Origin of the sequence: Floridaenema aerugineum BLCC-F46 (assembly GCF_041929345.1) — a bacterium.
Lineage (GTDB): Bacteria > Cyanobacteriota > Cyanobacteriia > Cyanobacteriales > Aerosakkonemataceae > Floridanema > Floridanema aerugineum.
This window is the reverse complement of sequence record NZ_JBHFNQ010000027.1, coordinates 20,984-27,482: the sequence shown is the minus strand read 5'-3', so window position 1 is coordinate 27,482 and position 6,499 is coordinate 20,984. Positions and strand designations below refer to the sequence as shown.

Genomic DNA, 6,499 nt, shown 5'->3' with positions numbered 1-6,499 from the left:
GTTGCGCTTCAGCGCTAACAAGAGCGCTGAAGCGCAACAACGTACTTAATATTAACTATCATAACTGGCAACAGGCGTTATTTACTGACAATTCCCGACCATTGCACCTTTTTTAACTGATCTCTGCGATAGGAAAAGAAGTAATCAGGTTGTTGATAAGTACAATGAGGAGAGATTGCTATTTGTTCTTCAGCAATTCCCATTTGATTTAATTGTAATTCATTAACTCGACGGACATCTAAACGCATTTTTCCGGGTGCGAAATCTGGGAGAATGGGAGAATTTGGTAACTCTTGTAAAGCATTTAAAATTGCTGTTTCCGAGTTGGCAGAAACAACGGTAGCGCCTACTTCTGCTGCTACTTCTTGAGAAACTTGATATACTTCTCCGGTAATTGCTGGGCCCATTGCGATGCGAAGATTTTCTAATTTGCTACCTTGGGAGAGGAGACGTGCGATCGCCAAGGGTACAATTCTCTTAGCCGTACCCCGCCAACCTGCATGAATAGCCGCCACCTGTCCCGTTGTTTGATCAGCAATTAAAACCGGAGTACAATCAGCAGTACAAACCCAAACCGCCTGTTTTTCCCGTTCACTCACCAAAGCATCAGCTGGGGGTAAAGACTCAAACTCTGCCGTTCCCGCATCTTTTTCTACACCTAAAAGCTCTCTCACTTCACTGGGAGTTAACACAACACTACCATGCACCTGTCTTACTCGGTAAAACTGAGCATCCTTGTGCAAAACCTCTACCAAATCTACCGGAAAGCGGGGCGAAAACTGTCGGGTAAAAAAGCCATGTTGCCAGTTTGCCAACAAGCTACAAGTTAAATAAGGCAACCCTTCCCAAAAACACCATTGCCAAGTAGGGAAAGAATTAGCAGAATTATTTAGTTCCAGTTCAGTTGTTTGGGGAGAAATCACGCTCACAAAACTTTTTTAACGACAGCGCTTTCTATGCTAACCTAATACCAAGATTTACTAAATCAAAAATCGCCTTTTCAAAAATCGCAAATTGATTGTGGGATTCGATCGCCAAAAATTTACCGAAGCTCTGGAAACACTAAAACAGAACTATCACCATCAACAGCAACCTGTCAACAACCAAACCTTTACACTTCACCTATTTGACATTCTCCCTTCCACCAATCAAAAACTTTGGCAATTAATTGAACAAGGCGCACCACCGGGAACTGTCGTCATCGCCAGCGAACAACAAGCAGGCAAAGGTCAATGGGGTCGGCAGTGGTATTCGCCCCCTGGTGGATTATACTTATCAGTGTCATTAGCTCCCAATTTACCAGTAAAACAGGGTGCCCAACTAACCATGAGTAGCGCTTGGGGAATAGCGCAAAATTTACGCAAACTTGGTATACCAGTCAACCTCAAATGGCCTAACGATCTGGTAATTTCTAAATATAAACTTGGGGGCATTCTTACAGAAACCAGGGTGCAGCAAGAGCGCATCACCAAAGCAGTAATTGGTGTTGGTATCAATTGGGTTAACCCAGTTCCAGAAACAGGCATTAACCTGCAAACTTGGCAAGAAAATCATCCAGGATTAATATCTTCACTAGAAATGTTAGCTGCCCTCACCCTGATAGGAATAGTATCAGCATACGATTACTGGAAGCAGGAAGGAGTAACTGCTCTGTTGCCCGCTTACGAAAAACTGTTAAATAACTTATGGTGTCCAATAGAAATTAATGGACAGCTTGCAGTTATAGTTGGTGTTTCTGAAAATGGGGACTTGCGAGTTTGCTTAAATAATGCTGGGGAAACCCCCGCTTCGGAAATACATCTACCAGTCGGTACAATCAATTTGGGTTATTCTTAAAAAATTTTGTGACTAATTAATACGGTGTGATGGAAATGGAAAAACCAGATTACGAAAACGAGCAAATAAAAGTAAAGAACCCAGAAAATCAACCAACAGAAACAGCAGCAAGTGATTCGCTTAATTCTGCTGATTTTTGGCAACGTTCCTTGCTGATGAATGGCATAGGGTGGTTGGGAGCGATAAGCCTAACGGCACGCTTCGCGACCGCATTTCTTAGCAGTAGTATAGTTTGGGTAGAAAATCCTCACTCCGGGACAGCCCTCGCTGCACCCGACATCCCAGACATCATGCCCAAAGCAGTGCCAGACGCACCCACATCAGCAACAAAAGCACCTGAGCCTGTATTCATTAGACGCACCCCCAACCCTTCACCCAGTAACACCAGAACTCGCAATCAAAATCGAGTTTCTCAATCTCGGAGCAACAGCGGCAACAACAGCACCAACTCCTACATTGACCCAACAGATTACAGCATAGGAGCAACTACTAGACGAGATTTGCCTGGACGTTCCTATCAACCACCCAGCGCAGTAGTATTCCGGGAACGTAACAAACCTCGTCAGCGAGTAGTCAGAGAACAATTCACTATTGAAAAGCCTAGCGCAGATGTAGCAACAGTCAGACCCAGAGCCAGAAGAAGTGCTGTAACTGCTCGCCGTCGTGACACTTCCCGCACTCAAATTAGCCGCGCCCCCAGAACTTACGACGTAGAGCGCCCAAGTTCTACCGAAATCAGTCGCGCCCCCAGAAGAACTTATGAAATCGAGCGACGCACTCGTTCTAGGGAAATCAGTCGCGCCCCTAGAACTTATGAAATCGCACGACGCACTCGTTCTAGGGAAATCAGTCGCGCCCCCAGAACTTATGAAATTGAGCGCATAACTATAGAGCCTTCAAACTCCCGTGTTTCCCGAAAACGTTCCCATCAACGAATACAGAATACCGAAACAGCTAGAGCAACGCGACGGCGAGGTACAACCATAGCAGCTGCCAATCAAGTGAGAGTTGGCCCAATTAAGGTAACTCCCAATGGCATCAGGATGAGTCGCACTGGAGTGATTAGAAGGGGTGAAACTCAAATTGCCAGCACTAATATCAATGGGTTAATCGGCGGTTCCCGGAACAATCAAATTTCTCGGAATCGGGCTTTAAATTATTACTACAACTCCATCAACCCCAGCGATTCATCAGATAACGAATCCAACCGTACCAATCTAGCCATGATTTTCCCCTTGGCTATTCCCGCCCAAATTACTTCTATGTTTGGCTGGCGAATCCACCCTGTTACAGGCGAGAGGGGCTTTCATGCTGGCACAGATATTGGCGCACCGATGGGAACACCTGTGTTAGCGGCTCATGCGGGTAGGGTAGCCCTTGCTGATTTCTTGGGCGGTTACGGTTTGGCAGTGGTATTGCGTCACAATCAAGATGCACAAGAAACTCGCTACGGTCATCTATCGGAAGTTACAGTTAAACCTGGAGATTGGGTAGAACAGGGCACAGTTATCGGTCGAGTTGGTGAGAGCGGTCATTCAAATGGCCCTCACCTGCATTTTGAAGTCCGAGAACAAACACCCCAAGGTTGGGTAGCTAAAGACCCGGGAGTGCAGTTGGAATACTCTCTAGCTCGATTGGTGCGGGCTTTCCAAAGTGGTCAGGCAACTTTACCACAGGAAGTCCAACCTTATGAGGTGCCACCAAATACCTTACAAAAGGAAAAGTTATCGCCCCAAATTCCTGTACCTAGCGCTGAGTTACCTGTAATCGCCATACCTGGAACGGATGCACCGCCTCCGCTGTTTGCCGCTGGCGAGTAGAGGTTCGAGGGGCTCTAGGGGAGGAGAATTCAAAACTTAGAACTTAAAACTCCCCAAACTCTCTTCCTAACTCAAAACTCAAAACTCAAAACTCAAAACTTTCCCTCCTCCCCTGTCTTCAAACATAGCCGTTTTCGATTAAGAATTCGGGTGTTATGCTTTGGGGTGATTTGGGGAAATTTACGAGTTTTTCGACGTATTTGCCTAAGATGTCGGCTTCTAGGTTTACTTGGCTACCGTTTTTTAATAGGTAGAGGTTGGTGTGGGCGTAGGTGTGGGGAATGACTGCGACTTTGAACCATCTGCCGTCGGTGTTGGATTCGGCTACGGTTAAGCTTACGCCGTTTACTGTGATGCTGCCTTTGGGGACGATGTAGCGGGCGACTGATTCGGGGGCACTAAAACTTATTTCCCAAGAGTTGACGGTTTGTTCTACTGTTTCTAAACAGCCTACTCCGTCTATGTGTCCAGTTACGAAGTGTCCGCCTAGTTTGCTTCCGACTCGGAGGGAGGTTTCTAGGTTGACGCTGTTGTATTCTAGTTTTTCTTTGCCTAAGCGGGTGCGACTGAGGGTTTCTCTTGAGGCGGTGGCTAGAAATCCTTGGGCTAGTATTTCTTCGACGGTGAGGCAGATGCCGTCTACGGCTACGCTGTCTCCGATCGCTAAATCCCCCAAAATCACTTCTGCTGTCTGTTGGGCACAGGTGATGCTGACGCGATCGCCACTCTGAAATTGAATCGTTCCTAAACTCTGAATTAGTCCTGTAAACACGGTTTTTAGAAAAATTTTATTTTTAGTTCCTAATTTTATGGTATATATGCCTCTCAAACCTACTTGTCCAACCACCTGAAGGAATGTAATTTTTTTAGGGAAATGTGAAAATTTTGCAGGCACGGTTAGGATCAGAGTCAAGACCCTGGCATACTGGGAATGTAAAGACATTCTTATTGAATGGTATCGATTTGACTTTACTTGGCTATAACGCCAGTATTGAGTTGCATCGGTAACTCTCACAAACCCTAAACTCTAGGGTACTAACCTGAAAAAGTTCAGTACCAGATTATCGTATAAATGTAATCTCCTTTGCCAAAGGTATTCTATAGGCTAAACCAATGATAGAGATGAAAGTCGCTGGAATTGCAGTTGATGCAATCACGCGCAGCCCAATTGTACTCCTGAAAGATGGGACTGAGCGACGGGCTTTGCCGATCTACATCGGTCAAGATCAGGCAAAGTCAATTATCGCCGCCTTGGAAAATCAACCGCCTCCCCGACCTCTGACCCACGATTTGATGGTAAATATGTTGGAAGCGTGGGAAATGAAGGTGGAGCGAATTATTATCCACTCCCTACAGGACAATACTTTTTATGCGGTCTTGACTGTTCGCAAAGGTGAGATCAAAAAAGATATTGATGCTCGTCCTAGTGATGCGATCGCAGTGGCGTTGCGTACCCGTAGCCCCATCTGGGTGATGGAAGAGGTGATTGCTGATGCTTCTATTCCTGTAGATAGAGATGCTGATGAAGCAGAACAAAGGGCTTTTCGGGAATTTCTGGAAAATGTTAGACCCGAAGATTTGATTCAGCGACGTGGCTTCAGCAGTGGAGAAGCCTAACTGGTCATTAGTCATTAGTCATTAGTCATTAGTCCACAAATGACAAATCACAAATGACAGATGATAAATGACGATTGACAAATGACTAAATATGCGATATAGGCGTTTTGGTAAAACCAATCTCTGGCTCTCAGTGTTTTCTCTGGGGACTATGCGCTACTTGGAGTGTGAGGGTAATGCGATCGCAACTGTACAGCAAGCTGTGGCGCAAGGAATTAATCACATAGAAACAGCCAGAGGCTATGGAAAAAGTGAGGAATATCTGGGAGTAGCATTAAGTGCTGGTTTAGATCTACCACGCTCCCAACTTTATATCACTAGTAAAATTCCGCCCACAGCTGAGGCTGACACCATGCGCCGCCATATCGATGAGTCTTTAGAGCGGTTAAAAGTTGATTATTTGGATTGTTTGGCGATTCATGGGTTAAATACTTGGGAACATTTAAACTGGGTAGAAAATGGCTGTGTTTCGGCGGTGCAACAAGCGATCGCAGATGGTCAAGTACGACATTTTGGTTTTTCGACTCACGGCCCTTTAGAATTGATTGTCAAGGCGATCGACACTGGGTTATTTGAGTTCGTCAATCTGCATTATTATTACTTTTTCCAACGGAACGCCGCCGCCGTTGAATTAGCAGCACAAAAGGATTTGGGCGTTTTTATTATCTCACCTGCTGATAAGGGCGGACGCTTGTTTTCTCCACCACCAAAGTTACAAGATTTGTGTGCGCCTTTATCTCCTTTAGCTTTAAATTATCGGTTTTTGTTGAGCGATCGCCGCATTACTACCCTGAGTTTAGGCGCAGCCAATCCCAGCGAACTATCTGGGCCTTTAAGTATAGCAGATCGAGATGACCCTCTGACAACTGAGGAATTAAAAATTTTAGCGGGTCTGCAAACCCATCAATCAGCTACTCTGGGAACAGACAAATGTAGCCAGTGTTATGCTTGTCTCCCTTGTCCCGAAAATATTAACATTCCTGAAGTTTTACGGCTGCGAAATCTTGCGGTTGCTTACGATATGACAGATTATGGTCAATATCGTTATCGAATGTTTGAAAATGCTGGACATTGGTTTCCCGGAGTTAAAGCTAACCGTTGTACTTCCTGCGGTGAATGTCTCCCCCGTTGTCCAGAAAATTTGGATATTCCCTCTCTGTTAAATGATACCCATCAACGCTTAAATGGCCCTAGTCGCCGCCGACTCTGGGAATAACTTTAGATCC

6 protein-coding genes are annotated in these 6,499 nt (G+C 45.4%); 4 read left to right on the top strand and 2 right to left on the bottom strand.

Annotated features, from left to right (window positions below):
* Positions 1 to 77: 77 nt before the first annotated feature.
* The gene (gene pgeF / locus ACE1CC_RS03095; RefSeq protein WP_413269011.1) at positions 78 to 923 is read right to left on the bottom strand and encodes a peptidoglycan editing factor PgeF; all 846 of its coding nucleotides are present in this window, start codon (positions 921 to 923) and stop codon (positions 78 to 80) included.
* A gap of 97 nt (positions 924 to 1,020) precedes the next feature.
* Here pgeF and ACE1CC_RS03090 point away from each other — a divergent pair, with 97 nt between their 5' ends.
* Together ACE1CC_RS03090 and ACE1CC_RS03085 are read left to right on the top strand one after the other, a co-directional pair.
* A complete protein-coding gene (locus ACE1CC_RS03090) occupies positions 1,021 to 1,836 on the top strand; it encodes a biotin--[acetyl-CoA-carboxylase] ligase (protein ID WP_413269010.1) in 816 nt (271 codons plus the stop codon).
* A 35-nt stretch (positions 1,837 to 1,871) separates the two neighbouring features.
* Positions 1,872 to 3,656: a M23 family metallopeptidase gene (locus ACE1CC_RS03085; protein WP_413269009.1), complete on the top strand. Its 1,785-nt coding sequence runs from the start codon at positions 1,872 to 1,874 to the stop codon at positions 3,654 to 3,656.
* A 118-nt stretch (positions 3,657 to 3,774) separates the two neighbouring features.
* On the opposite strand, the gene ACE1CC_RS03080 is transcribed toward ACE1CC_RS03085, so the two are convergent.
* The gene (locus ACE1CC_RS03080) at positions 3,775 to 4,428 is read right to left on the bottom strand and encodes a riboflavin synthase (protein WP_413269008.1); all 654 of its coding nucleotides are present in this window, start codon (positions 4,426 to 4,428) and stop codon (positions 3,775 to 3,777) included.
* Between the two features lie 341 nt (positions 4,429 to 4,769).
* Between ACE1CC_RS03080 and ACE1CC_RS03075 the strand changes: the two genes are divergently transcribed.
* Both ACE1CC_RS03075 and ACE1CC_RS03070 read left to right on the top strand, forming a co-directional pair.
* Positions 4,770 to 5,273, top strand: a complete 504-nt coding sequence (locus ACE1CC_RS03075; RefSeq protein ID WP_413269007.1) for a bifunctional nuclease family protein — start codon at positions 4,770 to 4,772, stop codon at positions 5,271 to 5,273.
* A gap of 91 nt (positions 5,274 to 5,364) precedes the next feature.
* The gene (locus ACE1CC_RS03070; RefSeq protein WP_413269006.1) at positions 5,365 to 6,489 is read left to right on the top strand and encodes an aldo/keto reductase; all 1,125 of its coding nucleotides are present in this window, start codon (positions 5,365 to 5,367) and stop codon (positions 6,487 to 6,489) included.
* Positions 6,490 to 6,499 lie beyond the last annotated feature (10 nt).

Excerpts from the sequence above, each read along its gene's own strand:
- ACE1CC_RS03085 (WP_413269009.1), top strand. The coding sequence starts at position 1,872 with ATGGAAAAACCAGATTACGAAAACGAGCAAATAAAAGTAAAGAACCCA.
- ACE1CC_RS03075 (WP_413269007.1), top strand. The coding sequence starts at position 4,770 with ATGATAGAGATGAAAGTCGCTGGAATTGCAGTTGATGCAATCACGCGC.
- ACE1CC_RS03070 (WP_413269006.1), top strand. The coding sequence starts at position 5,365 with ATGCGATATAGGCGTTTTGGTAAAACCAATCTCTGGCTCTCAGTGTTT.